The sequence below is a fragment of the Methylobacterium sp. Leaf88 genome (assembly GCF_001422795.1).
GTDB lineage: Bacteria > Pseudomonadota > Alphaproteobacteria > Rhizobiales > Beijerinckiaceae > Methylobacterium.
This window is the reverse complement of the sequence record NZ_LMMK01000053.1, coordinates 4,381-31,332: the sequence shown is the minus strand read 5'-3', so window position 1 is coordinate 31,332 and position 26,952 is coordinate 4,381. Positions and strand designations below refer to the sequence as shown.

Annotated in this window: 25 protein-coding genes; 14 read left to right on the top strand and 11 right to left on the bottom strand. The window is 70.6% G+C overall.

Annotation, left to right across the window (positions count from 1 at the left end):
• Positions 1 to 18 precede the first annotated feature (18 nt).
• Positions 19 to 1,296 carry a deoxyguanosinetriphosphate triphosphohydrolase gene (locus tag ASF20_RS21000; protein WP_056277660.1) on the top strand — a complete coding sequence of 426 codons (1,278 nt, stop codon included), beginning with the start codon at positions 19 to 21 and terminating at the stop codon, positions 1,294 to 1,296.
• Between the two features lie 30 nt (positions 1,297 to 1,326).
• Here ASF20_RS21000 and ASF20_RS20995 read toward each other — a convergent pair whose 3' ends face one another.
• Positions 1,327 to 1,953: a PilZ domain-containing protein gene (locus ASF20_RS20995; RefSeq protein WP_056214190.1), complete on the bottom strand. Its 627-nt coding sequence runs from the start codon at positions 1,951 to 1,953 to the stop codon at positions 1,327 to 1,329.
• A gap of 74 nt (positions 1,954 to 2,027) precedes the next feature.
• Positions 2,028 to 2,636, bottom strand: coding sequence for a PAS domain-containing protein (locus tag ASF20_RS20990; protein WP_056214194.1), 609 nt, complete (start codon positions 2,634 to 2,636; stop codon positions 2,028 to 2,030).
• 324 nt (positions 2,637 to 2,960) lie between these two features.
• On the opposite strand from ASF20_RS20990, the gene ASF20_RS20985 reads away from it, so the two are divergent.
• Positions 2,961 to 3,776: a rhomboid family intramembrane serine protease gene (locus tag ASF20_RS20985; RefSeq protein ID WP_056277656.1), complete on the top strand. Its 816-nt coding sequence runs from the start codon at positions 2,961 to 2,963 to the stop codon at positions 3,774 to 3,776.
• A 182-nt stretch (positions 3,777 to 3,958) separates the two neighbouring features.
• Positions 3,959 to 4,390, top strand: coding sequence for a CBS domain-containing protein (locus ASF20_RS20980; protein ID WP_056214200.1), 432 nt, complete (start codon positions 3,959 to 3,961; stop codon positions 4,388 to 4,390).
• A gap of 35 nt (positions 4,391 to 4,425) precedes the next feature.
• On the opposite strand, the gene ASF20_RS20975 is transcribed toward ASF20_RS20980, so the two are convergent.
• From ASF20_RS20975 to folE, 3 genes are all read right to left on the bottom strand, one after another.
• Entirely contained in the window at positions 4,426 to 5,466 is a 1,041-nt protein-coding gene (locus tag ASF20_RS20975; protein ID WP_082501489.1) for a patatin-like phospholipase family protein, read from the bottom strand.
• A 99-nt stretch (positions 5,467 to 5,565) separates the two neighbouring features.
• A complete protein-coding gene (gene hisI, locus ASF20_RS20970) occupies positions 5,566 to 5,982 on the bottom strand; it encodes a phosphoribosyl-AMP cyclohydrolase (protein ID WP_056214203.1) in 417 nt (138 codons plus the stop codon).
• Positions 5,983 to 6,010: 28 nt separating this feature from the next.
• Positions 6,011 to 6,835: a GTP cyclohydrolase I FolE gene (folE, locus tag ASF20_RS20965; RefSeq protein WP_056214206.1), complete on the bottom strand. Its 825-nt coding sequence runs from the start codon at positions 6,833 to 6,835 to the stop codon at positions 6,011 to 6,013.
• A 288-nt stretch (positions 6,836 to 7,123) separates the two neighbouring features.
• Between folE and ASF20_RS20960 the strand changes: the two genes are divergently transcribed.
• Both ASF20_RS20960 and yidD read left to right on the top strand, forming a co-directional pair.
• Complete coding sequence (locus ASF20_RS20960) at positions 7,124 to 7,567, top strand: iron-sulfur cluster assembly scaffold protein (RefSeq protein WP_056214209.1); 444 nt, start codon at positions 7,124 to 7,126, stop codon at positions 7,565 to 7,567.
• A 4-nt stretch (positions 7,568 to 7,571) separates the two neighbouring features.
• Positions 7,572 to 7,931, top strand: coding sequence for a membrane protein insertion efficiency factor YidD (gene yidD / locus ASF20_RS20955; RefSeq protein ID WP_056214289.1), 360 nt, complete (start codon positions 7,572 to 7,574; stop codon positions 7,929 to 7,931).
• Here the strand turns inward: yidD and ASF20_RS20950 are convergent.
• Positions 7,912 to 9,303 (bottom strand): 2-hydroxycarboxylate transporter family protein, encoded by a 1,392-nt coding sequence (locus ASF20_RS20950; protein ID WP_082501488.1) that lies wholly within the window; start codon positions 9,301 to 9,303, stop codon positions 7,912 to 7,914. The genes yidD and ASF20_RS20950 overlap by 20 nt on opposite strands.
• A gap of 373 nt (positions 9,304 to 9,676) precedes the next feature.
• Here ASF20_RS20950 and thrS point away from each other — a divergent pair, with 373 nt between their 5' ends.
• Positions 9,677 to 11,704, top strand: coding sequence for a threonine--tRNA ligase (gene thrS, locus ASF20_RS20945; protein ID WP_056277651.1), 2,028 nt, complete (start codon positions 9,677 to 9,679; stop codon positions 11,702 to 11,704).
• Between the two features lie 61 nt (positions 11,705 to 11,765).
• Here thrS and ASF20_RS20940 read toward each other — a convergent pair whose 3' ends face one another.
• Together ASF20_RS20940 and ASF20_RS20935 are read right to left on the bottom strand one after the other, a co-directional pair.
• Positions 11,766 to 12,188, bottom strand: a complete 423-nt coding sequence (locus ASF20_RS20940) for a hypothetical protein (protein WP_056277648.1) — start codon at positions 12,186 to 12,188, stop codon at positions 11,766 to 11,768.
• Between the two features lie 37 nt (positions 12,189 to 12,225).
• The gene (locus ASF20_RS20935) at positions 12,226 to 13,167 is read right to left on the bottom strand and encodes a hypothetical protein (RefSeq protein ID WP_056277645.1); all 942 of its coding nucleotides are present in this window, start codon (positions 13,165 to 13,167) and stop codon (positions 12,226 to 12,228) included.
• 196 nt (positions 13,168 to 13,363) lie between these two features.
• On the opposite strand from ASF20_RS20935, the gene ASF20_RS20930 reads away from it, so the two are divergent.
• From ASF20_RS20930 to ASF20_RS20915, 4 genes are all read left to right on the top strand, one after another.
• The gene (locus ASF20_RS20930) at positions 13,364 to 13,927 is read left to right on the top strand and encodes a nitroreductase (RefSeq protein WP_056277642.1); all 564 of its coding nucleotides are present in this window, start codon (positions 13,364 to 13,366) and stop codon (positions 13,925 to 13,927) included.
• Between the two features lie 10 nt (positions 13,928 to 13,937).
• The gene (locus ASF20_RS20925; RefSeq protein WP_056214229.1) at positions 13,938 to 14,549 is read left to right on the top strand and encodes a flavin reductase family protein; all 612 of its coding nucleotides are present in this window, start codon (positions 13,938 to 13,940) and stop codon (positions 14,547 to 14,549) included.
• Positions 14,550 to 14,633: 84 nt separating this feature from the next.
• Positions 14,634 to 15,008 (top strand): type II toxin-antitoxin system RelE/ParE family toxin, encoded by a 375-nt coding sequence (locus tag ASF20_RS20920; protein WP_056277640.1) that lies wholly within the window; start codon positions 14,634 to 14,636, stop codon positions 15,006 to 15,008.
• Positions 14,992 to 15,315: a DNA-binding transcriptional regulator gene (locus ASF20_RS20915; RefSeq protein ID WP_056277636.1), complete on the top strand. Its 324-nt coding sequence runs from the start codon at positions 14,992 to 14,994 to the stop codon at positions 15,313 to 15,315. The genes ASF20_RS20920 and ASF20_RS20915 overlap by 17 nt, the downstream gene beginning before the upstream one ends.
• A 64-nt stretch (positions 15,316 to 15,379) precedes the next feature.
• Here ASF20_RS20915 and ASF20_RS20910 read toward each other — a convergent pair whose 3' ends face one another.
• The gene (locus ASF20_RS20910) at positions 15,380 to 16,303 is read right to left on the bottom strand and encodes a DMT family transporter (protein WP_056277634.1); all 924 of its coding nucleotides are present in this window, start codon (positions 16,301 to 16,303) and stop codon (positions 15,380 to 15,382) included.
• A 276-nt stretch (positions 16,304 to 16,579) separates the two neighbouring features.
• On the opposite strand from ASF20_RS20910, the gene ASF20_RS20905 reads away from it, so the two are divergent.
• The 3 genes from ASF20_RS20905 to ASF20_RS24305 all read left to right on the top strand — a co-directional run bounded on the left by ASF20_RS20905 (position 16,580) and on the right by ASF20_RS24305 (position 21,140).
• Complete coding sequence (locus tag ASF20_RS20905) at positions 16,580 to 17,671, top strand: hypothetical protein (protein WP_056214238.1); 1,092 nt, start codon at positions 16,580 to 16,582, stop codon at positions 17,669 to 17,671.
• Positions 17,661 to 20,822 (top strand): efflux RND transporter permease subunit, encoded by a 3,162-nt coding sequence (locus tag ASF20_RS20900; protein WP_056277631.1) that lies wholly within the window; start codon positions 17,661 to 17,663, stop codon positions 20,820 to 20,822. Before ASF20_RS20905 ends, ASF20_RS20900 begins: the two co-directional genes overlap by 11 nt.
• A 165-nt stretch (positions 20,823 to 20,987) precedes the next feature.
• Positions 20,988 to 21,140, top strand: coding sequence for a hypothetical protein (locus tag ASF20_RS24305; protein WP_156389589.1), 153 nt, complete (start codon positions 20,988 to 20,990; stop codon positions 21,138 to 21,140).
• A 245-nt stretch (positions 21,141 to 21,385) separates the two neighbouring features.
• Here ASF20_RS24305 and ASF20_RS20895 read toward each other — a convergent pair whose 3' ends face one another.
• Complete coding sequence (locus ASF20_RS20895) at positions 21,386 to 22,138, bottom strand: WecB/TagA/CpsF family glycosyltransferase (protein ID WP_056214245.1); 753 nt, start codon at positions 22,136 to 22,138, stop codon at positions 21,386 to 21,388.
• Positions 22,139 to 22,359: 221 nt separating this feature from the next.
• Here ASF20_RS20895 and ASF20_RS20890 point away from each other — a divergent pair, with 221 nt between their 5' ends.
• Positions 22,360 to 24,177 carry an ABC transporter transmembrane domain-containing protein gene (locus tag ASF20_RS20890; protein WP_056277628.1) on the top strand — a complete coding sequence of 606 codons (1,818 nt, stop codon included), beginning with the start codon at positions 22,360 to 22,362 and terminating at the stop codon, positions 24,175 to 24,177.
• 1,712 nt (positions 24,178 to 25,889) lie between these two features.
• Here the strand turns inward: ASF20_RS20890 and ASF20_RS20885 are convergent.
• The coding region (locus ASF20_RS20885) for a M10 family metallopeptidase C-terminal domain-containing protein (RefSeq protein ID WP_200927253.1) at positions 25,890 to 26,952 on the bottom strand (1,063 nt) is incomplete at its 5' end.

Below are 26,952 nucleotides of genomic sequence, written 5' to 3'. Positions count from 1 at the left end.
GTGGGGCGGCGACACGTGATGCAGGCGGACGAGACAGGCCCCGGCGCGGCGCGGCGGCGCGGCGAGCGCTGGCGGGCGCCCTACGCCACCGATCCGGCGGCCACCCGCGGGCGCCTGATCCCGGAGGCGATCTCGCCCACGCGCAGCGACTTCCAGCGGGACCGCGACCGCATCATCCATTCCTCCGCCTTCCGGCGCCTCAAGCACAAGACCCAGGTCTTCGTCCATCACGAGGGCGACCATTACCGGACGCGGCTGACCCACACCCTGGAGGTGAGCCAGATCGCCCGGGCCCTCGCCCGGGCGCTGGGCCTCGACGAGGACCTCGCCGAGGCCCTGGCGCTGAGCCACGACCTCGGCCACACCTGCTTCGGGCACACGGGAGAGGACACCCTGGATGCCTGCCTGGCGGACCAGGGCGGTTTCGACCACAACGCCCAGGCCCTGCGCATCGTCACCCGGCTGGAGCGGCGCTATGCCGGCTTCGACGGCCTCAACCTCGCCTGGGAGACCCTGGAGGGCCTCGTCAAGCACAACGGCCCGCTGCTGGAGCCGGACGGGCGCCCCACCCGGCGCTGGGCGGGCCGCGGCATCCCGGCCGCGATCCTCGAATACAACGCCCTCAACGACCTGGAACTGGACCGCTTCGCCGGGCCCGAGGCGCAGGCCGCGGCGCTGGCCGACGACATCGCCTACGACAGCCACGACCTCGACGACGGCCTGCGCGCCGGCCTGTTCGACCTCGCCGACCTCGCCGCGGTGCCGTTCCTGCGGAGCCTGCTCGACGAGATCGAGGGCCTGTACCCGAGCCTCGAGCCCTCGCGAAGGATCCACGAGCTGGCGCGGCGCGTCATCACCCGCTTCGTGGAGGACGTCATCACCGAGAGCACCCGGCGCCTCGCGGCCCTGAACCCGCGCACCGTGGCCGACATCCGGGCGGCGCAGGCCCCGGTCGTCGCCTTCTCGGCGGCGATCGCGGAGGCGGATGCGGCGATCAAGGCCTTCCTGTTCGCCCGGATGTACCGCCATCCCGGCGTGCTCGCGGTCCGGGCCAAGGCCAACACCATCGTGTCCGACCTGTTCGACCGGTTCACGGCGGAGCCCGGGGCGATGCCAGCGGAATGGTCGGCGGGGCTGGACGGGGCGGAGCCGGGACGCGTCGCCCGCCGGGTCGCCGACTACATCGCGGGCATGACCGACACCTACGCGGTGCTGGCCCACCGACGCCTGTTCGCGACGACGCCGGACCTGCACTGGAGCCCGGGCGACCGCAGCCTGCCCCTCACCGACCCGTAGGCGGCCGGGCGGCCGGGCGGCCGCGCGCCTCTAGAGCGTCAGCCCCTCGTGGAACAGGTCGGGGGAGATCGGCAGCATGAAGTGCACGCCGATGCCGCCCTCGAAGTGGCGCACCACCCGGCCGGGGGTGCGCCCGACCATCAGGCTCATGCCGATGGCCGGAGTGCTGGTGGTGCTCAGCGCCACGCCCGACATGGAGATGTCGATGATCCGGGCCGGCACCTCGCGCCCGCTCTCCAGGCGCAGGACGACGCCCGTGACCAGGGGCGTCAGGCGCTCGTGCGTGCGGCCCTCCGGCAGGCCCAGGCTCTCGCGGTTGGCGAGCCAGGTCAGCTGCGAGGCGATCTTGTCGCGCTTGCGCGGGGTCGCGCTGAGGCGGACGGCGAAGCCGCCGGGAATCAGGCGCGCGATGGTGCCCTCGATCCGGCCGACATGCTCGAGATAGAGCACCACCCGCTCGCCGACCTCGCCCGGGACGGCGCAGTTAAGGCGCACGCCCCCCGGCGACATGTCGACGGTCTGGCACGGATATTCCCGCCGGTCCGCCAGCATGTAGCGCCCCAGCATCGAGACCTTGACGCGGTGGTGCCGGCGCAGGTCCGAGATGCGGACGTCACGGGGCAGCCTCGCGGGCGGACGGGTGGCGACCTCGATCATGGGGACAGGGCGACTCGTTTCGAGGCTTCACTGCCCATCAGGCTAACACCCGCTGGTTACGAAAGGTTTGCCCGTCAGGCGCGGCCGCCGGGGTGGACCAGGAGGTGGCCGCGGCGGAGCGGCGCGCTGTCGTTGGCAGGCTCGGGCAGGTTCTGCAGGGTCGCCCGGGCATCGCGGGAGGCCGGGGCGGTCTCGTGGCCGAGGATGCGCAGGGAGGTCGTGCGCATCCGCGTCAGGGGACGCAGGCCGAGCCAGTGCGGCACGCAGGTCGGGCTGAGGGCCCCGAGGATGCGGGTCTGCGTCTCGCCGTGGTGGCGCAGGGGCAGCAGCAGGAGCTCGAGGTCGATGGTCTCGTCGCGCTCCGTCAGGCCCTGCAGGCCCGCCACGGCCCCGACGGTGTCGACGGCCACGGCCTCGACCAGCAGCCACGGATCGGCGTCGGGCCGTCCCCAGAGGCCGGCGAAGTCCCGTCCCTTCAGCTCACGCCCGAACAGGGCGCAGACATGGGTCCCGGCCAGGCGGACCGAGGCCGCCCCGCGCGCCATGTCGACCTCGAGGATCAGGCTGTCGGCGAGCAGGTTCCGGATCTCGCCGGGCTCGATCTCGCTGCGTTCCGGCGCGGCGCGGCCATTCCGCAACCGGTCCCAGTAGGCGTGGAGCAGGCGGCTGGTCGGATGCTTCATGGGAGTCCCACAATGGCACGGTCCGGCGACGGACCTTCTCGGATCGGGCGCTTTCGGGACGGTTCTGGGCCGCTCCCGAGGTCTGTGCCAGGCTCGGCGCAGAGCTTATGCCGACCATCCTCGCGGCGCCCCCTTAACCCTTCATCAAGGTTAACGGGTTGACGGAGTTGTCCACCGCCAAGTTTGCACGTGCCCCGTGCCGGCGGATTTTCCCGCGCGGCGGGGCCCGTTCCCGCATCGCGGAGCTTGTTTCCCGCATGGCGGGGCTTGTTTCCCGCATGGCGGGGCTTGCGGCCCCGCCTGCCGCCCCGACATGGTGGCCGCATGGATGCCAGCCCCGACCTGCCGCCGCAGAACCGCGTTCCGATCTTCAACATGCCGGGCGTGGTCACCGCGTCGATCGGCGTGCTCGTGGGCATCCACGCCCTGCGCGAATTCGTGCTGCCGGACACCTGGGACATCGCCGCCCTGATCGACCTCGCCCTGATCCCGGGACGCTGGAGCGTGGCCGTCGATCCGGCCCGGGCGGAGGAGCTCCTGCGGGCCGCGACGGCCCTGGCGGGCGACCCCGACGTGGTCGAAGCCCGGCAGGCCTTCGCCCGCTACGTGGTGGCCGACCCCGCCGTGATGCCCTGGACCTTCGCCACCTACGCGCTGCTGCACGGCTCGTGGATGCACGTCATCTTTAACACCGTCTGGCTCGCCGCCTTCGGCTCGCCGGTGGCCCGCCGCTACGGCGCCTGGCGCTACGGCCTGATCGCCCTCGTGGGCGCGGTGGCGGGCGGCATCCTCCACGTCCTCCTCGACCCCCTGAGTACCGCCCCCCTGATCGGGGCCTCGGCCGGCGTCTCGGCCCTGATGGCGGCCGCGGCCCGCTTCGTGTTCCAGCCACCCCCCGTCTATGCCGGCGCGCCCCCCTGGCAGCGCCCGGCCGCGCCCCCGCTCCAGACCATCCCGGAGCTGATGCGCAACCGCACCGCGGTGGTGTTCCTGGTGATCTGGCTCGTGACGAACTTCCTGTTCGGCGTCATCGCCCTGCCGCTGGGCGCCGAGGCGACCTCGGTGGCCTGGGACGCCCATCTGGGCGGCTTCGTCGCGGGCTTCTTCCTGCTGCCGCTCCTCGACCGGGCCCGGCGCTGACGGCGGGCTCACGCCGCCCCGGACCGTGAATTATCCTGCGTCCTCGGCGACGGGATCCTGCGGGATCTTGCTATATGCGGTCGCGCGCCACACAATCGCCGCAGACCGAGCTGGGCACCCTGCCGTTCTGGCCAAGCCCGGCCGCCCCGTCCCAGGGGTGACTTGAGGGAAAGGACACGTCCATGACCGTTGCTCGCATCCTCGCCGAGAAGGGCCGCTCCGTCGTCACGGTGGAGCCCCAGCGCACCCTCGACGAGGCCATCCACCTCCTGGCCGAGAAGCGCATCGGCGCCGTCGTCGTCAGCGATGCGGACGGGGCGGTGCGCGGCATCCTCTCCGAGCGCGACATCATGCGGGCGCTCGCCGCCAAGGGCGCCAACGCCCTCGACGCCCGGGTCTCCGAGCACATGACCGCCGAGGTCACCACCTGCACCCGCGCCAGCAGCATCGAGGAGGTCATGCACCTCATGACCGAGGGCCGCTTCCGCCACGTGCCCGTGATCGAGGACGACCGGCTGGCCGGCCTCATCTCCATCGGCGACGTGGTCAAGCGCCGGATCGAGGCCGTCGAGGCCGAGCACCGGGCCATGCGCGACTACATCACCATGGCCTGAGTCAGGTGCGGGCGTGAGGCAGGATCGGGCCTGAGTCAGGTCCGGGCGGCGGCCGCCGCCACGAGGCCGCGGATCTGCGGCAGGGCGGCGCGCGCCGCCTCGCGGCCGATGGCGATCCCCTCGGCCGCCCGGTGGAACTCGAACAGGCCCATCCCGGCCAGGCGGGGCACGATGGCGATGTCGGGCGGGTCGCCGGCCAGGCGCGCCCGCGAGATCCGGTCCTGCGTGATGTTGAAGGCGTCGAGCATCACCCGCGCCATGCCGGGGGTGGCGAGGCCGTCGGCCGGCCCGGACGCGCGATCGGACGCGGCACGGCGCGGACCCGGCCGGCGCAGGCTCCAGCGCCGGGGCCGGCGGGGGGCGGGCGCCACCGCCTCGGCCGTGACCCGCGCGGGCGCCGCCTCCCGCACGCCGGGGCGCGGGTCGCCGTTGAGGTTGACGCAGATCACGAGGTCGGCCCCCAGGGCCCGGGCGATCGTCACCGGCACCGGGTTCACCAGGGTCCCGTCGAGGAGGAGCCGGCCGCCGCAGCGCACCGGCGGGAAGATGCCCGGCAGGGCGTAGGAGGCGCGCAGGGCCTCCACGAGGCTGCCCCGGGTGAGCCAGACCTCCTCGCCGCTGTCGAGGTCGGTGGCGACGCTGCCGAAGCGGATCGGCAGGCCCTCGATCCGGCGGTCGGCGAGGTCGTGCTCCAGGCGCCGCTTCAGGCGGTCGCCCGCGATCAGGCCGGAGCGGAGCCGCAGGTCGAGGAGCCCCATCACGCTGCGCCGGGTCAGCGACAGGGCGAAGGCCTTGAGCAGCCCGAGCTGGCCCGCCGCGTAGCAGCCGCCCACCACCGCGCCGATGGAGCAGCCCGCCACCACGGCCGGGTGGAGTCCGGCCTCCTCCAGCACTTCGATCACCCCGATCTGCGACCAGCCCCGGGCCGAGCCGCCACCGAGGGCGAGGCCGATGCGGGGGCCGGGGGCGGGGGGCGCCGCCACGGGCTCGACGGCCCCGGCGGGGAAGCGCGCGTGCGGGGAGGCGCCCTGGCGGACCTCCGCGGCGGGACGCACCGGGGACAGGCCGTCCCACATCAGCGACACCGAAATGCGGGAGAGGGGGCGAAGAAACGCGGGACGCGGCGACCGCGACGGGGCGGGCGCCGCTCCGGACGGGCACGCCGCGCGCCGGGATCAGGCATCGGCGGGCCGCAGAATCGCCTGGCCGGTCGCCGGATCGTGATCGACGCGGCGGTAGAAGCAGGCGCGCCGGCCGGTGTGGCAGCAGCCGCCGTCGCCACCGACCGCGACGCGGATCAGCACCGCGTCCTGGTCGCAATCGACCCGCATCTCGACCACGCGCTGGACCTGACCGCTGGTGGCGCCCTTGTGCCAGAGCGCGCCGCGGGAGCGGGACCAGTACCAGGCCTCGCCGGTCTTCAGGGTGAGGGCCAGGGATTCGGCGTTCATGTGGGCGAGCATGAGCACCTGCCCGTCGGCGGCGTCGACGGCGATGCAGGAGACGAGGCCGTGTGCGTCGAAGCGGGGGGTGAAGGCGGCCCCCTCCTCGACCTCGGCCCGGCTGCCCGGTTCCGGGAAGGCGCGGGTCATCGGGAGACAGACGTCATCGCGGGCCGGCTCAGGACTTGTTGCGCACGAGGGTGAGGAAGCGGACCTGCTCGTTGGCGTCGTTGCGGAAGGCGCCCCGGAACTGGGTGGTGATGGTGGAGACGCCGGCCTTCTGGACGCCGCGCATCGCCATGCAGAGGTGCTCGGCCTCCACCATCACGGCGATGCCGCGGGGCTTGAGGATGCTCTCGATCACGTCGGCGATCTGGGCCGTCATGGTCTCCTGGGTCTGCAGGCGGCGGGCGAAGGTGTCGACCACGCGGGCGAGCTTCGACAGGCCGACCACGCCCTTGGTCGGGTAGTAGGCGATGTGCGCCAGCCCCATGAAGGGCACCATGTGGTGCTCGCAATGGGAGTAGAACGGGATGTCGCGCACCAGCACGATGTCCGAGTAGCCCTCGACCTCCTCGAAGACCCGCTCGAGCAGCGCGTCGGCGTCCTGGCCGTAGCCGCCGAAGATCTGGCCGTAGGCCTTCACCACCCGGGCGGGGGTGTCGCGCAGGCCCTCGCGGTTCGGGTCGTCGCCGGCCCAGCGCAGGAGGGTACGCACGGCGGCCTCGGCCTCCTCGCGGCTCGGACGGCCCGTGGCGATGGCCTCGGGCACCCGCTGGGCGGAGGCGGGCAGGGGAGCGATCTCGGGCGCGGGCGCGGGCGCTTCGCCCCGCGCGTTGTCGTTGCGCATGGCGCTGAGGGCGCCGTTCTGGCGGGTCGGTTCCATCCCGGATTCCTCCGTCTCGGTCAGGCGGTAGGAGAGGGACTTGAGCGCGGCATCCATGGCATCTTCCGCCCGGGCGATCCGGGTCGTCATCGGGTGGCTGTCAGGCTTTGCGTACATCGTCGAACCATGGGGCCGTCGGGTGAGGACGGCCGATGCCCGGACGGTGCCGTCTGCGGTGGCGCAACCCCGGCCGTGGGCGCGACCCGGGTCGACGAGCCGCCTCCTCGCGAAACGGTGCGTGGGGGCCTATATCGTCGTTATCGCGCCGTCGCGCAATGCAGGCTGCGCGGATCAGATCTCCGGGATCGGAAGCCGGCTGTGCGCCCGGCCGTCCCGGCGGAACGGCAAATGGACCCGGCGGGACCGCAAGTGAACCCGGCGGAACAGCCAGAGGATCGGAATTCCATGCTCGACGACATCTACAACCGTCGCATCCTCGAACTGGCCGCCGACATCCCGCGCCTGGGACGCCTGGCGGCCCCGGACGCCAGTGCCACCGCGCATTCGAAGCTCTGCGGCTCCACCGTCACGGTGGACCTCGCGGTGCGGGACGGCACGGTCACCGACTTCGCCCACGAGGTGAAGGCCTGCGCCCTCGGCCAGGCCTCGTCCTCGCTGATGGCCCGCCACGTGGTCGGCACCAGCGCCGGGGAGCTGCGCGCGGTCCGCGCCGCCATGCGGCGGATGCTCAAGGAGGGCGGCCCGGCGCCCACGGGCGCCTGGGCGGATCTCGCCGTCCTCGAGCCGGTGCGCGACTTCAAGGCCCGGCACGCCTCGACGCTCCTGACCTTCGACGCGGTGGTGGACGCCCTCGACCGGATCGAGGCCGGGGCTGTGGCGGCCGCCTAGCATGCTGCTCCGCCGCATCGCCCACGGGGCGATCCGCACCTATCAGCTCACCCTGTCGAGCCTGGTCGGCCGCCAGTGCCGGCACTGGCCCTCGTGCTCCCACTACACCGACGGGGCGATCCAGCGGCACGGGCTCTGGGCGGGCGGCTGGATCGGGTTCGCCCGCATCTGCCGCTGCGGCCCCCTCGGCACCCACGGCATCGACCTAGTGCCGGAGGCCCTGCCGGCGCGCGCCGCCTGGTTCACCCCCTGGCGCTACGGCCGCTGGCGCGGCGTGAACGCGCCTCCCTCGCCCTTCGCCTGCGAGCCCTGCACCTGCGCGGCGGTGGGGGAGGGGGCCGCCCCTAGACCGGCGCCGCCGTGATCCACTTCAGGAACACCAGCGTCCCCGTCACCGTGAGGGCGCCGCCGATGCGGGTGGCAATCTGGGCGAAGGGCATCAGCGCCATCCGGTTGGCGGCGGTGAGGATCGCCACGTCGCCGGTGCCGCCCTGGCCGCTGTGGCAGGCGTTCACGATGGCGGTCTCGATCGGGTACATGCCGAGCCGGCGCCCGACGCCGTAGCCCGTCGCCATCAGGGTGACGACGGTGGCCACGATGGTGATCAGGTTCGGCAGCGTGAAGGCCGCCACCAGCTTGTCCCAGGGGGTGAGCGAGACGCCGATGGCGAAGAGCAGCGGGTAGGTCATGCCGACCTGCACGAACTTGTAGACGATGAAGCCGCCGGCCTGGAGCCGGGGCGAGACCGCGCTGGCGAGCTTGGCCAGCACCGCCAGGAACAGCATCGCCACGGGGGCGGGCAGGCCGGTGAGGTGGTGGCACATCACGCCGAGGAGGTAGAGCGTCACCGCCGTGAGGCCGGCCGCCGCCACCGTGGCGGCGTCGATCGGGCCGGTCTCCACGGGCGTGCCCGCCTCCATGTCGTTCTCGGTGTGGGGCTGCAGGCGGCCCTCGCCGGTGAGGTGCGGTTTGCGCCTGCCCACCCAGTTGAGGGTGCCGGCCAGGATGATCGCCGTGAGGCTGCCCAGCATCACGGGCGGCAGCACCTGGGCGAAGACGTCGCCCTGCGGGATCCCGAGGATGGTGCCGTAGCCGATGGAGAGCGGAATCGCGCCCTCGCCGACGCCGCCGGCCATGATCGGCACGACGATGAAGAAGAAGGTGTGGTGCGCCCCGAGCCCCAGCAGGGTGCCCACCAGGGTGCCGACGCAGCCCGCCGCCAGGGAGCCGAGGCCGAGGGGGACGAAGATCTTGAGGAAGCCCTTGATCAGCACAGCCCGGTCCATGCCCAGGATGCTGCCGACGATGATCGCCGCGATGTAGAGGTAGAGGAAGTTGGTGAACTTGGTGAAGTCCGTGATCGCCTTGACGATCGGGCCCGGGATCAGCGCGTAGTAGACCAGCGCCGAGGGGATGAAGGTGGCGAAGATCGCCCCCGCCCCGATCTGGCGCAGGACCGGCAGGCGCTTGCCGATCTCCGCGCAGGTGAAGCCGCCGAGCACCAGGACGGCGATCATCGTCGGCGCGTCGGCCTTGATCTCGCCCTCCGCGGTCAGCACCCAGAGCAGCGCCACCAGGATCAGGTAGACCGGCAGCGGGATGATGCCGATCTGCAGGTCGACGAGGCGCCACCAGCCCTGAGGCCAGAAGCGTGTCCCGGTCTGGACCCCGGGCAGGTGGGCCGTCGTGGTGATCGCGACGCCTTCGGGGTGCGCCGTCGGTACGGGGCTCGGCATGAACGTCTCTCCCGGCGAAAGCCCGTTTGCCCCGCGGGGCCGGCTCGTCCGTGTTTTCTTGGATTTTTTTCTGGTCTCGACCGTGCGGCACGGAAGGCCATCGGCGAGCATCAGTCGGGTTGGACCGGCTTTGTCAATTGATCGGCCGGCACGGGCCGCGATGGTGATTGAGGATCCCTGGCGATTGTCAGCAACCCGGGGCGGGAGCGGCCGCCGGGGGCCCGGGACCGGATGCGCGGAATCCGCGTTCCTTCCCGATGCGAATGGGTCTAAACGGCCCGGCGCGGCGCCGCATCGGGGCCGCGCCGACCCCGACCCGCCCCCCGCTTACCTGCCGCGTACGCAGGAGTGAGCCTCCAAGGAGCCCCCGGCCATGCCGATCCTGACCTTCCCCGACGGCAACACCCGCAGCTACGACGCCGCGATCACCGGCCGTGCCGTCGTCGAGGGCATCGCCAAGTCCCTGGCCAAGCGCACCGTCGCCATGGCCCTCGACGGCACCGTGCGCGACCTCGACGACACGATCGCGCAGGATGCCCGCATCGAGTTCCTCGACCGCACCGACCCGCGCAGCCTGGAGCTGATCCGGCACGACTGCGCCCACGTGCTGGCGGAGGCGGTGCAGGCCCTGTGGCCGGGCACGCAGGTCACCATCGGCCCGGTGATCGAGAACGGGTTCTACTACGACTTCGCCCGGGACGAGCCCTTCACCCCGGAGGACTTCCCGAAGATCGAGGCGAAGATGCGCGAACTCATCGCGCGCGACGCCCCCTTCACCAAGGAGGTCTGGAAGCGCGACGACATCCGGGCGCTCTTCGCCGGGAAGGGCGAGGCCTACAAGGTCGAGCTCGTGGACGCGATCCCGCCCGGCGAGGACCTCAAGGTCTACCGCCAGGGCGACTGGTTCGACCTCTGCCGCGGCCCGCACATGACCTCGACGGGCAAGGTCGGCACCGCCTTCAAGCTGATGAAGGTGGCGGGCGCCTACTGGCGGGGCGATTCCAACAACCCGATGCTGACCCGCATCTACGGCACCGCCTGGGCGACCAAGGAGGACCTCGACGCCTACCTGCACCGCCTGGAGGAGGCCGAGCGCCGCGACCACCGGCGCCTGGGGCGCGAGATGGACCTGTTCCACTTCCAGGAGGAGGGGCCGGGCGTCGTGTTCTGGCACGCCAAGGGCTGGACCGTGTTCCAGGAGCTGATCGCCTACATGCGCCGGCGCCTGCGCGGCGACTACCAGGAGGTCAACGCCCCCCAGATCCTCGACAAGGCCCTGTGGGAGACCTCCGGCCACTGGGGCTGGTACCGCGAGAACATGTTCGCGGCCCAATCCGCCGGCGACGAGGCCGAGGACAAGCGCTGGTTCGCGTTGAAGCCCATGAACTGTCCCGGCCACGTGATGATCTTCAAGCACGGTCTGAAATCCTACCGCGACCTGCCCCTGCGCATGGCCGAGTTCGGCGTGGTCCACCGCTACGAGCCCTCGGGCGCCATGCACGGCCTGATGCGGGTGCGGGGCTTCACCCAGGACGACGCGCACATCTTCTGCACCGAGGACCAGCTCGCCGACGAGTGCCTGAAGATCAACGACCTGATCCTCTCCACCTACGCCGATTTCGGCTTCGGCGAGATCGTGGTGAAGCTCTCGACCCGCCCCGAGAAGCGGGTGGGCTCGGACGCCCTCTGGGACCATGCCGAGGACGTCATGACCCGGGTGCTCACCCAGATCGAGGAACAGTCGGGGGGCCGGATCAGGACCGCGATCAACCCGGGGGAGGGCGCCTTCTACGGGCCGAAGTTCGAGTACGTGCTGCGCGACGCCATCGGGCGCGACTGGCAGTGCGGCACGACCCAGGTGGACTTCAACCTGCCGGAGCGCTTCGGCGCCTTCTACGTCGATGCCGAGAGCGGCAAGAAGCCCCCGGTCATGGTCCACCGCGCCATCTGCGGCTCCCTGGAGCGCTTCACCGGGATCCTGATCGAGCACTTCGCCGGGCATTTCCCGCTCTGGCTCGCGCCGGTGCAGGTGGTGGTCGCCACCATCACGGGCGATGCCGACCCCTACGCCCGCGCGGTGGTCGCCGCCGCGACCCGCCTCGGCCTGCGCGTCGAGGCCGACCTGCGCAACGAGAAGATCAACTACAAGGTCCGCGAGCACTCGCTGGCGAAGGTGCCGGTGATGCTCGTCGTCGGCCGCAAGGAGGGCGAGGAGCGCACCGTCTCGGTCCGGCGCCTGGGCAGCCAGCACACCCGCACGGGCGGCCTCGACGAGACCCTGGCCGCCCTGGTGGCGGAGGCGACCGCGCCGGATCGCATCCGGGCGGAGGCGGTGGCCGAGACCGTGCCGAGCGCCGACGTCGCTCTCGACGGCCAGCACGGCGAGGCCCCGACGCCGTAGGGCGGCGGGTTCGGCCTCCGGGCGGTTGCGTCCTCCGGGCGATGCCCGGGGGATGCCCGGATCAGGGGGCGCAATTGGCGGCGTAGAGGGCCAGGATGCGCTGCAGGGCGGCGTAATCCTGCGGCGTCGCCGGGTTGCGCAGTTCGGGCCCGTCCGGGACGAGGCCGGCGATGCCCGCCGCGAGGTCGGCGACGAAGCGGCGGGGCCCCACGGGATTGCCCATGCGGTTGGTGGTGTCGACGACGCCGCAGAAAGCCCCCGCGCGCCCGGCACGGAGCTGGCCGTAACGGGCGGTGGCGGGCGTTCTCAGTCCCTGTCCCAGGAGGGCGATCACCCGGTCCGCGCGTTCCGGACCGATCTCCCGGTCGGAGCCGTCCGCCACGAGCGCCCGCGCTGGATCCGTCCCCTGCGCCCGCGCGGGACGCGGCACCAGGAGAAGCGGCGCCAGGAGCAGGACGAGGGCACCGATCGCAAGTCGCCTCATGCGTGTCGTCTCTCTCCGCCGGTCGGGACGCCTCGGCTCAGCCCGCCTTGGCGATCACCTCGACGTCGCGGTTCAGGCCGCTCTCGACCTTGAATTCGCGGGTGTAGACCTGCCCGTCGTGGCGGGCGATCAGGACGTAGTCCCCCTCCGCCAGGGTCACCTGCGGGAAGGCGCCGATGGCCTCGCGGATGGTGTCGCCGCCCGGCGTCAGCACGCTGAAGGCGGTGCCGGCGAAGGCCTCGGCGCCTTCGGCCGCCACCAGCTTCAGGGTCAGGGTGGCGGCGCGGTGGTTGAGGGTGGCGTCCGTGACCTTGCCGTTCTCCACCTTGAGGTCGGCGCGCTGGATCGCGTTCGAGCCGCCGTAGGTCGAGACCACGTGGTAGGTGCCCTCGGGCAGGCGCAGGAGCTCGCCCGCCTTGACGCCGCTGCGCACGAGGCGCCCCTCGGAGTTCGTCCCGATCGGCACGAAGACCGAGAAGGCGAGCTGGTCGGCGCCGAGCTTCACGTCGCCGATGGCGCCCGAGAGCTTGAGCGCCCCGGCGCTGACCTTGAGCTGCTCGGCGGCCGGCTGGCCCGCCATGACGACCCGGCGCGCGGCGCTGGCGAAGCCGTAGGTCACGGTGGCGACGTAAGCACCCGGCGGCAGGGTGAAACTCGGCTCGGCCGCCTCGGAGCGGGCGACGATGCCGGGCTTCGTGCCGTCGGTGCGGTCCTCGTAGATGCGCCAGGCGAGGCCGGAGCGCAGGGGCTTGTCGCCGCCCGCGAACACCGCCGTGAGGGTCAGGGCCGCGCTCGCCGCGCTGGGCAGCGGCGGCGCCGAGGGGTCCGACATCGACGGGGAGGGCATGGACGGGGAGGGGAGGTTGGGCCCGATCCGGTTGTGGAAGGCGTTGCCGTCCTGCGCCGCGGCGGTGCCGGGGTGACCGCCGAGGAGGAGGGCGCAGCCCAGCCAGACCGATCCGTACCCTGCCCGCGCCATCCCGCACCTCCCAATCCCGACCGGGGCATCCCGCCGGCGTTGCCAATCTGCCGCCGGCGCGCCATGTCACGGACGGCCGCCGCGCCCGGTGCCCGCCCTCTGGAACCGGACCATGGCGGCGGCAAGGCCATCCCGCCTCCGAGGGCCGGTCGTCTGCGGCCCGGCCCCTCTCGCCCGATCCTGCTCCAGGGACGCCATGAACGCCACCCTCGATCTCCTGCGCACCCGCCGCTCGGTCCCGCCCCTCCGCCTCGCGGGGCCGGGGCCGGACGGGGCCGAGCTCGACGCGCTCCTCACCATCGCGTCGCGCGTGCCGGACCACGGCAAGCTGGCGCCCTGGCGCTTCCTGGTGATCGCGGGCGAGGCCCGCACCCGCATCGGCGACGCCATCGCGGCGGCCTATGCCGCCGACCACCCGGAGGCCGACGCCGCGCGCCTCGACCTCGAGCGCCACCGCCTCGCCCTCGCCCCCCTGGTGGTGGCGGTGGTGTCGCGGGCCGGCCCGCACATCAAGATTCCCGAATGGGAGCAGGTGCTCTCGGCCGGCGCGGTGGCGATGAACCTCGTGGTGGCGGCCAACGCCGCGGGCTACGCCACGGCGTGGCTCACCGAGTGGTTCGCCTACGATTCCCGCATCCTCGACGTCCTCGGCCTCGTGCCCGGCGAGCGCCTCGCGGGCTTCATCCATATCGGGCACGCCCAGGAGGTGCCGCCCGACCGGCCCCGCCCGGCGCTCGCCGACATCGTCACCCGGCTCTGAGGGGCACCCCATGCATTACGACGCCGAGACCAAGGGCCTGCCGCACAACCCGCTGAAGGCCCTGGTGGCCCCGCGCCCGATCGGCTGGATCAGCGCGATGAACCGCGACGGCGCGGTGAACCTCGCGCCCTATTCCTACTTCAACGCCGTGGCGGCCGGCCCCGACATGGTCATGTTCTCCTCGGCCGGGCGCAAGGACGCGATGACCTTCGCGGAGGAGGGCGGCGAGTTCGTCTGCAACCTCGCCACCTACGACCTGCGCGAGGCGGTGAACGCCACCTCGGCGCCCCTGCCCCGCGGCGAGAGCGAGTTCGCCTTCGCGGGCCTGACCCCGGCACCCTCGCGCAAGGTGCGCCCGCCCCGGGTCGCCGAATCGCCGGCCGCCCTGGAGTGCAAGTGGCTGCAGACCGTGCCGCTGACGCCGCTCGACGGCAGCGACGCCTCGCATTTCCTGGTGATCGGGCAGGTGGTCTCGATCTACATCGACGACCGCTTCATCCGCGACGGCCTCGTCGACACCGGCGCCATGCGGCCGATCCTGCGCGGCGGCTACTTCGACTACTTCACCGCCGAACCGGAGACCCGGTTCGAGCTGCGCCGGCCGGCGGGCGGGGGCGGGTAGGCGCCCGACCGCCCTTCCGTCACGGCAGCCGGGCGCATCGCCGCCAATCCTTGATTTTTATAGCACCCGGTGCTACGATTTGGAATGTCGGCCGATACACCCAGAACCTTCAAGACGGCATGGTTTTTCCGAGCCGCTCGAAAGGCTCGCATCCAGGACGACGCGCTGTGCGCTGCAATCCGGGATGTGGCCAGAGGTCAAGCCGACGATCTCGGGGGTGGCGTCTTCAAGAAGCGCCTGGACAAGAACCGGTATCGCAGCATCATCCTTGCGAAGGGGGGCCGATACTGGATCTTCGCATACCTGTTTGCCAAGAAGGACAAAGCGAACATCGCGGACGACGAACTGGAGGACTTTCGAACCCTCGCCAAGGCTTACGGGGCGATGACCGAGGAGCAGCTTGCCGAACTCATTGCGGACAGGGACCTGACGGAGATTTGCCATGGCGACGAAAGCTAGGTTCAGGAACGCGGCCTCCGAGGCGATCCACACATCTGCGGCCATGCTTCACAAGGTCGGTGCCCTCGACAAGGCGACGATGCGCGACTTCGATGCGCGTCATCTGGCTGTCCCGAGCGCCATCGATCCTGCTCAGATCAAGCGGATCCGTGAGGCCAACAACGTCAGCCAGCCCGTCTTTGCACGCTATCTCAACACGAGCGAGAGCACCGTCGAAAAGTGGGAAACCGGCGCCAAGCGGCCGAGCGGGATGGCGCTCAAGCTGCTGAGCGTCGTCCAGAAACACGGATTGCAGGTCCTCGCCTGAATCTCCCCTCCGCCGGTCTCGCCACGCAACCCGTGACGTCCGATGCCGCCGGCGGCTGGGCCCCTCACCGCCGCCGGCCCAGGCGCTCCGCGATGGCGATGCCGCCGATGACGAGGGCCAGCGCCAGGGCGTCGTGCCAGCGGACAGGCTCGCCCACCAGCAGGATGGCGAGGCCGGCCCCGAAGATCGGCACGAGGTTGACGAAGAGGCCGGCCCGGTTCGGGCCGATCAGCTCGACGCCGCGCAGGAAGGCGAGTTGCGCGATGAGCGAGGGCCCGAGCGCCACGAACAGCACGATGGCCCAGCCCTTGCCGGTCGGCCAGATCGTGTGGCCCAGCGCCCATTCGGCGGCGAGCGGCGGCAGCGAGGTCACGAAGGCGGAGAGCGCCACGGCGGTGAAGAAGCTCAGGCCCGAGACCCGGGGCCTGCGGGAGAGCGCCACGGTGTAGCCGGCATAGAGCCCGCAGGCGACCAGCATCAGCACGTCGCCCCGGTTGAAGGCGAAGGTCGCCAGCACCCGCCAGTCGCCGTGGGTCGCCGCCACCATGGCGCCCGCCAGCGTCACGGCGACGCCGAGGAGCTGCGCCCCCGTCACCGCCACCCGGTGGACGAGATAGTTGATCAGGATGACGAGGACCGGGATCGACCCCTGGAACAGGGCGATGTTGATGCCGCTGGTGAACAGGCCGGCGGCGTAGAACAGGCTGGCGTAGAGGGTGTAGCCGCACGCTCCCATCAGCAGCACGTAGCGCCAGTGGCGCTTCAGCCGGTCCCACTCCGCGTTGAGGCCGGCCCGGGCCGGCAGCGCCAGGGCGAGGCAGGCGAAGGCCCAGCGCAGGCAGGTGAGCACCTGGGGCGAGACCTCGCCCGCCGCCCACTTGCTCGCCACCACGTTGCCGCCCCAGAGCAGCATCGTGAACACGAGGAGCGGGTAGGCCGTGGCCGCCGGCTCGGCCGCGCGTCCGGCGGGCGTCTCCGGGACGCGCATGGGGCGGATCTCCCTGGGCTCGGGCCGGGCTCGCGGCCGGCGACCGGGGGATAGCCCGCCGGGGGCCGCGGGGACAGGCCGTCCGGCGCAACACCGCCATCGAAATCCGTCCGCGGCCGCCGCGGCGCGAATCCCCGCGGCCCTGCGGAGAACCGGCAGCGTGCCCATCCCCCGGTATCGCTCGGCGCACCGATTCCCTCTGCGGGTGAACACGGTTATGCCGGGCGGAACACAGCGGCGACACGGCCGCGGACCAGGGGGAGGGCGAGACAGTCGGTGACGTGGCGATCGCTCCTCCTCGCCCTCCTCCTGGTCGGCGTGCTGGCGGCCGGCCTTGGCGGCCTCGCCGTCTCGCCCCAGGGCGCCCTCCTCCTGGGCGAGCTGCGCGAGCACGTCGAGGCCCTCCAGGCCCGCCCCGGGCCGGCGAAGCCCGCGCACCTGCCGGCCCAGCGCACCGCCGTGGAGGAGGGCCGCACCGTGGTGCGCCTCTCGGCCGCCGAGCGCGCCCGCATCGGCATCACGACCGAGGCCCGGCCCCTGGCCGAGCACCGGGAGGAGTTGCAGGCCTATGGCAGCGTCCTCGACCTCGCCCGGGTCACCGACCTGACCAACGCCTATGCCAGCGCCCAGGCCGCGCTCCAGACGGCCCAGGCCCGCGCCGAGGTCTCGCGCAGCGCCCTGCAGCGGGCCAGGACCCTCGGCCCCTACGCCACCACCGTGCAGGTCGAGACCGCCGGGGGCACCGCCCAGACCGACCAGGCCGCCCTGGCGGCGGCGGAATCCCAGGTGCGCACCCTCTCGGCCACCGCCCAGCAGGAATGGGGGCCGGTGATCGGCCGGGCCATCGTCGCGCGCGCGGCCACCGTCACCCGGCTGATCGAGCGCACCGACTTCCTGGTGCAGGTCACCCTGCCGCCGGGGGAGGGCCTGAAGGGCCCGCCGGCGGCGGCCTTCGCCGAGGTGCCGCCCCAGAGCGCGCGGGTCGCCCTGGCCTACGTCTCGCCCGCCACCCGCACGGATCCGCGCATCCAGGGCCTGAGCTTCTTCTACACCGTGCCGGGCGACAGCGGCTTCCTGCCCGGCATGAGCATGCTGGCCTTCCTGGCCTCCGACCGCAGCGTCACCGGCCTCAGCGTGCCCGAGGACGCGGTGGTGCACTGGCAGGGGGCCGCCTGGATCTACCGGGCGGTGGGGCCCGACGCCTTCGCCCGCCACCGGCTGAAGGCCGACCCGCCGATGTCGGCCGACGCCTACGTGGTGGAGGACCTGCCCGGCGGCACCGAGATCGTGCTCTCGGGGGCGCAGGCGCTCCTCTCCGAGGAGATGAAGAGCCAGCTCCAGGTCTCGGGCGGCGTCGATGACGATTGAGGCGTCGGGCTCCGGACCGGGAGGCCCCCGCGGCCCCCAAGCGGCCCTGGTCGCCTTCGCGGTGCGCTTCCGCGGCGTCGTCCTGGCGCTCAGCCTGGCGCTCGCCGCCTACGGCTTCGTCGTGCTGGCCGATGCCCAGTACGACGTCTTCCCGGAATTCGCGCCCCCCGCCGTGGTGATCCAGACCGAGGCCCCCGGCCTCAACCCGGAACAGGTCGAGGTGCTGGTGACCCAACCCGTGGAGGTCGCGGTCAACGGCCTGCCGGGGGTGGTCTCCCTGCGCTCGAGTTCGATCCAGGGCCTGTCGGTGATCACCGTCACCTTCGGGGCCGGCAGCGACATCTACCGGGTGCGCCAGCTCGTCACCGAGCGGCTGACGGCGCTGGCCGGCCGCCTGCCGCAAGGGGTGCTGCCGCCGGCGATGACGGCGCTCACCTCCGCCACCAGCACGGTGCTGCTCGTCGGCCTGACCACGCAGAGCCGCTCGGACATGGACCTGCGCACCCTGGCGGACTGGACCGTGCGCCTGCGCCTCCTCGCCGTGCCGGGGATCGCCCAGGTCTCGGTCTATGGCGGCGCGGTGCGCTCGCTGCAGGTGCAGATCCGCCCGAACGACCTCGTGCGCTTCAACATCGGCGTCAACGACGTGCTCGCCGCCGCGCGGAAAGCCACGGGCGTGCGCGGGGCCGGCTTCGTGGACACGCCCAACCAGCGCATCGCCCTCCAGACCGACGGGCAGTCGCTGAGCCCCGAGGCGGTCTCTCGGACCGTGCTGATCAACGAGGGCGGGGCCAGCGTGACCCTGGCGGACGTCGCCACCGTGGTCGCCACCGGCGAGCCGGCGATCGGCGCCGCCCTGGTGGACGGCCGGCCCGGGGTGCTCCTCATGGTCGGCGCCCAGTACGGCGCCAACACCCGCGCGGTCACCGCGCGGGTCGAGGCGGCCCTGGAGGACCTGCGCCCGGCCCTGGCGCGCGAGGGCGTGACCCTGCACGCCGACCTGTTCCGGCCGGCCAACTTCATCGCCATCGCCAACGGCAACGTGCTGCAGGCCCTCGGGCTCGGCGGCATCCTGGTGGTCGTGGTGCTGTTCGTCTTCCTGTACGACTGGCGCACCGCCGTGATCTCGGCGCTGGCGATCCCGCTCTCGCTCATCGCCGCCGTGGTGGCGCTCCAGGCGCTGGGCGAGAGCCTCAACACCATGACCCTGGGCGGGCTCGCCATCGCCATCGGCGAGGTGGTGGACGACGCGGTGATCGGCGTCGAGAACGTGGTCCGGCGCCTGCGCGAGAACCGCCGCCTCGGCGGCCCGCGCCCCGAGGGGCGGGTGGTCCTCGACGCCATCCTGGAGGTGCGCACGGCGGTCGCCTACGCCACCATCGCGGTGCTGCTGGTCTTCCTCCCCGTCCTCGCCCTGTCGGGCATCGCCGGCCGGCTGTTCGGCCCCTTGAGCCTCGCCTACATCCTCGCCGTGGTGGCCTCGCTCGCCGTCGCCCTCACGGTGACCCCGGCCCTGGCGATGGGGCTGCTGACGAACCGGCGCGAGGCCTCGACCCTGGACCCGCCGGTGATGCGCGTCGCGCGCGGCGCCTACGCCCGCCTGCTCACCCGGATCGACCGCGCCCCGCGCGTCCTCATGGCCTGCGGCCTCCTCGTCACCCTCCTGGGGGCCGCGATGCTGCCGTTCTTCGGCTCGACCTTCCTGCCCGACCTCAAGGAGGGCCACCTGATCCTGCACATGGCGGCGGCGCCCGGCACCGCCCTGCAGGAATCCCTGCGGCTCGGCACCCGCATCACCGCCGAACTGAAGGCGATTCCCGGCATCCGGGCGGTGGCGTCGCAGATCGGCCGGGCCGAGGCCGGCCAGGACACCGCCGGCACCCATTACAGCGAGATCCACATCGACCTCGAACCCGGCCTCGACGGGGCGGGGCAGGGGGCGGCGGAGGCCCGGATCCGGGCCGTGATGGCGGGCTTCCCCGGGGCCGCCTTCTCCCTCAAGACCTTCCTCACCGAGCGCATCGAGGAGACCGTGTCGGGCTTCACCGCCCCGGTGGTGATCAACGTCTTCGGCACGGATCTCGGCGCCATCGAGACGGCCGCCCGGGACATCGCCCGCGAGCTCGCCGAGGTGCGGGGCGCCGTCGACATCCAGCAGAGTTCCCCGGCGGGCCTGCCCCAGGTCAATGTGGGCTTGCGGCCCAACGACCTGCGCCACTGGGGCCTCTCGGCCATCGAGGTGATGGAGGTGGTGCGCACCGCCTACCAGGGCGACATCGTCGGCCAGACCTATGCGGGCAACGCCGTGTTCAACGTCCTCGTCATCCTCGATTCCGCCACGCGGGGCCGGCTCTCAGCCCTGAGCGACCTGCCCTTGCGCGGCTCCGGCGGCCGGGTGGTGCGCCTCGCCCAGGTGGCGGACATCTACGAGACCTCCGGCCGCTACCAGGTCCAGCACGAGGGCGCGCAGCGGGTCCAGGCGGTCACCGCCAACGTGACGGGGCGCGACGTCGCCGGCTTCGTGGCCGATGCCAAGCGCAAGATCGCCCGCGCGGTCGCCCTGCCCCCCGGCACCTATGTGGGCTTCGCCGGCTCGGCCGAGGCGCAGGCGCGGGCCCGGCGCGACCTCCTGGTCTATTCGGGGCTGGCCGGCCTCGGCATCGTCCTCCTGCTGGCCATCGTGACGGGAAGCCTGCGCAACCTGCTGCTGGTCCTGGTCAACCTGCCCTTCGCCTTCGTGGGCGGCGTGCTGGCGGTCTTCGCCACCGGGGCCGTGCTGTCGCTGGGCTCGATCGTCGGCTTCGTCACCCTGTTCGGGATCAGCTTGCGCAACACCATCATGATGATCGCCCATTACGAGCACCTCGTGGTGGAGGAGGGGCAGGCCTGGGACCGGGACACGGCGGTTCGCGGGGCCGCCGACCGGATGGTGCCGATCCTGATGACCTCCCTGGTCACCGGCCTCGGCCTGCTGCCGCTGGCGCTGGGCGCCGGCGAGCCCGGCCGCGAGATCGAGGGCCCGATGGCCATCGTGATCCTGGGCGGCCTCGCCACCTCGACGGTGCTCAACCTCCTGATCCTGCCGACCCTGGCCCTGCGCTTCGCGCGCTTCGGCACGCCGCAGGGCAGGGCGCTCGAACCGGTCGCCTGACGTCTCCGCGCCGGCCGCGGCATCCCTGAGCTGTGCGGCGCCCGCCTTCCGGCCTAGAGTTTGTCAGGGATCAGCGGAAACCGGTGATCCCGAAAAGACAAACGTCCGAGACAGGACAGGCCCTCGGGTCTCGACCGCAGGACTCCGCCATGCGCCCGACGCCGCTTGCCCGCCTCGTGCAACGCCAAGAAGGTGCCGGGCCTCCAGACGACCTACGAGACGGAAGACGGTTTCGAGGGCGTCGACACCGCCCGCATCCTCACCATCAACCCGGACGGTATCGCGGCTGAATACGTCCTGAAGATCTGGGGGCGCTGAGGCCGGGACCGTCCCCGTCGTCGCCTGCGGTCTGCCCGGACCTTGTCGAAGGCGGGATCAATCGTCCTCGCCCAAGGGGAGCGGCGCGGGTTTAGGACCACGGGCCATCAGTCACCGCCGTGCTGACATCCACCCGGACGAGACGCGCGGCTCCTGCCCGACCGTCCTCGTCGACGCCCTGCGATGGCTTGGCATCGCCCGCAAACACACCCGCCCTCCACGTCTGGCGATAGACGTGACTCCTGTCACAACCGCCGCAGAATGGTCGCGCGAAACAGGAGCGCGGGGCCCTCCAGAAGATACCGGCGCCACAGGCGCCCGGGATCCCGGACGAGCCGCACGACCCATTCGAGACCTGCCTGCCTGACGAGGGGCGGACACAGCCAGATCCGACCCGAGAGAAACTCGAACAGGGCGCCCACGCACAGGAAGGTGGCCGATGGAAGGTCCTTCCTGAGCAAGAGCGCGAGCTCTTCTTGAGACCCCTGTTCCATCCCAATGATGACCACATCGGGCTTGGTGTCGATCAGCGAGGTCCGGAGCGTCTCCCGTGACGCGTCATTGAGGTATCCATGATGAGCGCAGACGATGGTGGCACCTTCCGTCGCGAAGTAATTCGAGACGGCTTGTAGAGTGTCGCCCGCCCCGCCGATCAACGCCATTTTCTTGCTCAGGACCCCGAGCGTTCGTGCGAACTCGTGAATGAAACTATTGGCCGTGACCTTGGGAATCCATACGCCATTCACGAGAAGCGATATGATCGACACGCCGATCCCGTCGCAGTAACACAGGTCGCAGGCCCTGATAGAGAGAGCGATGCGCGTGTGCTTCAGAGCGAGGGCCAAGGTATGAAGATGGGAGTAGGTAATGACACGCCCCTCACCCCCCTCGACGATCGCTTTTAGCTTCTCGACGAAAATTTTCTCACTGCAGCGCAGAATCGTCAGCGGACCGACTTCGATAAAATCGAATCGGAGATATCGGTTCGGGGGCAGCATTATTTCCTCCGACTCGAAGCAAGCTCAAATCCGAACACATAGCTTGGAAGTTTTGAGCGGCCCATTGCTATCTGCTGAAGACATCCTTCACAGGGAGTAATTGTCAACAGGGCCGAGTCTGGATTGAAACTGCGGGCGCTCTCTTCACAAATTGTGGATCAAGCGGCATCCTGGCGACAATTTTCAACAGCCTGATCGAGCAGGCTTGAGCGGGATCGTGAATGCGGGACTGGGCGGGTGAAGTCCGAGCGCGGCCCGGCACGTTCGACGCGCTCCGGAGCGACCTTCGTCTTCTGACTGACCTGCATGTCTTACCGCTGCCGCGTGGGCAGATCTGGCTGCTGGCAGCGTCGGTCGTCTTGTCGTCCCTGTGCCTCTTCGCGATCGGGCGAGGCATACGGATCTGGACCGATGCGCTCCTCGACGAGGCCTCAAAGGCGTCCGGGACCTCGCTGTTCACGTATGTGGCTGTCTCCGCCGTCCTGGCTTCGGCGTCGGGTCTGCGCATCTACGCGGCCACGAACCTGGGCGAGGAATTCGGCGCGCGACTGCGTATCGCTCTGTTCCGGGCCGTTCTCGGTCAGGACCTGCGCTTCTTCGAGACGAATGCGCCAGGCACGCTCAACGCGATGTTGATCGCGGACATCTCGACGTTGCAACTCGTGGTCCGCTCATCCCTCTCACCCCTGATCCGCAACGGGATCTTGGTGACGGGGGCGGGCCTCCTGATGGCGTGGACCGATTGGCGCCTGACGGCCCTGTCGCTCCTGATCCTTCCCCTGCCGGTCGCGGCCTTCCTGGGGATGTCGGCGAAGCAGAGACACCTGTCATCGCGCGTCAGCGGACGCATCGGCATCCTAGCGGGATACTCGAGCGAGGTGTTCGATGCCATCGCCACGATCAAGATGTTCGGCCGGGAGGAGGAGGAGGTCGCCCGGTTCTCCCAGCGGATCGGCGAGGCGCGGGCGCTGGCACTTCGCCTTTCGCAGGCGCGCGGCGCGCTCCTGGCCCTCTCGGTCCTGCTCGGCGCCGCGACACTCGGCGCCGTCCTGATGGCGGGAGGCCACGCGGTCGCGGCGGGGCGGATGACAACCGGGACCTTCTCGTCCTTCCTGTTCTTTTTTCTGCTGGCCGCGGCCTCCTGCGCGACACTCGGCAATTTGTGGAGTGGGACGATCGAGGCCGCAGCGGCGCTCAAGCGCATCATGCCCCACCTGAGAACCGATTCCACGCCAGGCGGACCACGCGGTGTCTTCGCCCCGCCTGTGCCAAGTCGCGCGCCCATGGGAATTGCCTTCGAGGCCGTGACGTTCCGCTACCCCGCCCGCCCGGACCGATCGGTCCTCGACGCGGTGTCCTTCGACGTGGCGCCCGGTGAGACGGTGGCGATCGCGGGGCGGTCCGGAGCCGGGAAATCGACGCTGATACGCCTCCTCTTGCGCTTCGACGCGCCGGATCGCGGTCGCGTCCTGGTCGGCGGCCAAGACATCGCCGAACTCGATCCCGCCACGGTCCGATCCTGGTTCGCCGTGGTTCCGCAAAATCCGTTCATCTTCTCGACAACCCTGGCCGAAAACATACGGCATGGTCGATCCGATGCGAGCGACGCTCAGGTTGCGACGGCGGCTGCGTCCGCTGGGGTTCACCTCTTCGCGAACGATCTCGCCGAAGGGCCCGATACGCATCTCGGCGAACGAGGGGTTCGACTGTCCGCCGGGCAGCGGCAACGCGTCGGTATCGCGCGTGCTCTCGTCAGGGACACCCCGATCCTGATTCTCGACGAAGCGACCAGCGCGCTCGACGCATGGACAGAAGCCGTCGTCCATCGGACGATCTTCGGACCACGCCAGAGACCGACGACACTGGTGATCGCCCACCGTCTGAGCACCCTTCTGGCGGCGGATCGGGTCGTCGTTCTCAATGGCGGTCGGATGGTGGCGACGGGACGCCACGACGACCTGCTGCACGAGTCGGAATTCTATCGATCTCTGCTGCGAGTAGAGATAAATACGGCCGAGCAACCGCTGGGCGTCCCGTGAGGAAGCGGAGCAGCGTCCAGATCGTCGCCCCAGGTCCCTGACGTTGAATCAGGGCCAAAAGCTTGACGGGGATGTTCAGCCTGAAGATGTGGCGCGTTGCGAAGAGACTCCATCGTTGCCGGACGGATCCATGCGCGGCTTGGAAGATCTCGAATGCCTGCGTCTGTCGCAGGGCGTCCCGGTTGCGGACCAACACGGCAGTGAAGTCGCGGGCCAGGGCCGGCGTCCAATCGTGAACCCATGCCCGCCCGACATCATCGACCATCCTGGCGATCGTCTCGTCCGACAAGGCGGCGATCCGGTCAACGATTCGGGCCACCGCCGCGGGTGTCGCAAACGCCTCCAGGCCACGACGACTCGCTTTTGGCAGCCCCAGGATGCTGACGCCATCGTTGAAGCAGAAATCGAAGTCGAGGGCGATGTAGCGACCCTGCTCATCGACACATTCGTTGTCAGGCGTCTCGATCCGATCGGTGTCGCCCAACCAGGCTAAGACCACGATCTGCAGAAGGGCATCCTCCCGATTCGTGATCGGTCGGTGCATCGCTTCGTGGAAGGGACGTAAGCCCGTGAGGTACGCGCAGGCGATGCCCTCGACACGGCGGTTCCGATCCAGCCTCAGAACGACGTCCCGGAACGGTGCGATCGGCAGGCCAAAGGTTTCGGCCATCAGGTGCGACGCCACGATGTGGGCCACCTCCCGCCGTCGCCGCTCGGCGGACGTGACCAGCGCGCGGTAAGCGCTGCCGGTGTTACGCTTGAAGAAGAGCGCGCGGCCTGATCCATCGCGGATCATGGCGCAATCATTCCTGCCCCGGGTGATTGCCCAAATCGCCACGACATCGATCGCTTCCGGTGCCCGCACGGCTCAGCCTCCCGGTGGATCACCCGGAACACCGACTTAAGCCGACGCCTGGTCACCTCGTAAACCTCGGAGTGCCGGTTCCCTGCGCAGAAAGGCCCTCGACATGACCGGCTCGCCGGTGGTCCGGATCGGGAGCGCGACGACAGTGCCGTGCCATGGATACTCGCAGGACGCCGGAAAGCAGACGAATGTCAGATGCCCAACGCGGCAAAGGAAACCGGAGACCATTCGAACCGTTAACGCCAAGCTAGGGATCGGAACCGCGCGCTGTCATCGGGACCAAAAGGACGGGTATGGCTCTGAAACCAATGATCCTACTCTGTTCGGTTTCATTGCTGATGGGTGGGTGCGCCCACGGGGTGCAGGGACCAGGGCGATATGCCTCTCTCCCCCGTGGCGAGAGGGCAAGCGAGGTTGCCGATGTCGTGATCCCCGGCACCGTGACCGCGCGGTGGTCGCGCCAGCAAGGCCGCGGGACGGATCCGATCACGGTGCTCCAGCACTCCGTGGGCACGAAAGCCGACCAGAAAAACCTGCGCGTGGGCACGCGCACCGAGCGGTCCCTGTCGGGTGGACCCGAGCCCATCCGTACCGCAAGCATCCCTGCCTTGGGGGCAGGCGACGTTCGGTCTCCGGGCGAACGTTATGACCGAGAAGCTAACATGAACCGTCTCGTGAAGGGCGGTGAAGCCGCGGCCAAGCCGATCTGCTCCGGGTGCTGAGGCAGTGCCTTTGCAGTTGCGCGCACGCGAATAGGTCGGATCACGGAAGACGTATTCGTTTGCCCCCGCCGCCCGGCGCCAGATGATCACCGATCATCTGGCGCGCTCCCGAATCCCTGAACGGCTCACAAGAGAAAATCAGAGGCATGGAGGACAGCTTTCGTCACCATGTCGATGGCGAAGTCGACCTTTCCGTCACCGTTGACGTCAGCCTGCACCTGACCACCCGTGCTGTTCGCGGAGAACCGCAACTCCCCTGCATGCTTCGTGAAAGCGCCTGCCCCGATCCAGATGAAAGCCTCGTGCGCGTTCGTGAGCGTGTTGGCGTCGATCAGGTGCAGATCGATCTTGTCCTCGCCCTGAACGAAGTCTCCAATGTAGTCTCGCCCTGCAGTTGCGGCCGTGCTGTCGCTGAGTTTCTCGAAGCGGAACGTATCGTGACCGCCCCCCCCGTAGAGGATGTCCTTGCCTTCCCGGCCCACCAGCACGTCGTCGCCGGCGCCCCCCCTGAGTCCATCGCCCTTGCTGCTGCCCAAGATCAGCTCAGCGGTGGCTTTGCCGGTGATGTTGCCACCTGAGGCCGGTGCCTGGAGCACGAGGCTCGGATCGGCGGGGTACGCGGGCGCTGCGGGTGCGGCCGGCTTGGTCGGAATCGGCTGAGGCACCTCGATCGGGGCCGAGGTCAGGGGCGGCAGGGGCGGCGCGCCGGGCGCGGGCACCGGCAGCGCCGGGACAGTGGGGCCGTGTTCCGCGAGGATGAAGTCGCCTGTGCTCATGGCCAGCTTTCCAGTCAGCTCGAGCTGAAAATCGGCCTTGAGGTCTCCATCGGCGTCGATCTGGATCGTGGTCAGGCCTCTGCTGGTCTCGTAACGCAACTGCCAGTCGTGACCCGTGAAGCTCTCCGAGCCCAGCCACTGCCAGCCAGAAAGATCTTGTGGTGCGCCCGTGATGGCCGCCAGGTCGATCCGATCTGCGCCTTGCTTGAAGTCCGAAATCAGGTCGATGCCATCACCGGCCAGCGACCCGTAGACGAAGATGTCCTTGCCGGCACCTCCAGTGATGTAGTCGCGCCCGCCGCCGCCAACGATCACATCGTCTCCACTCCCACCCTTGATGAAGTTGGAGCCGCTGCCACCAAGGAGGTAGTCACCCTTGGACGTCCCGTAGATCGCCGCATTCGCGGAGAGA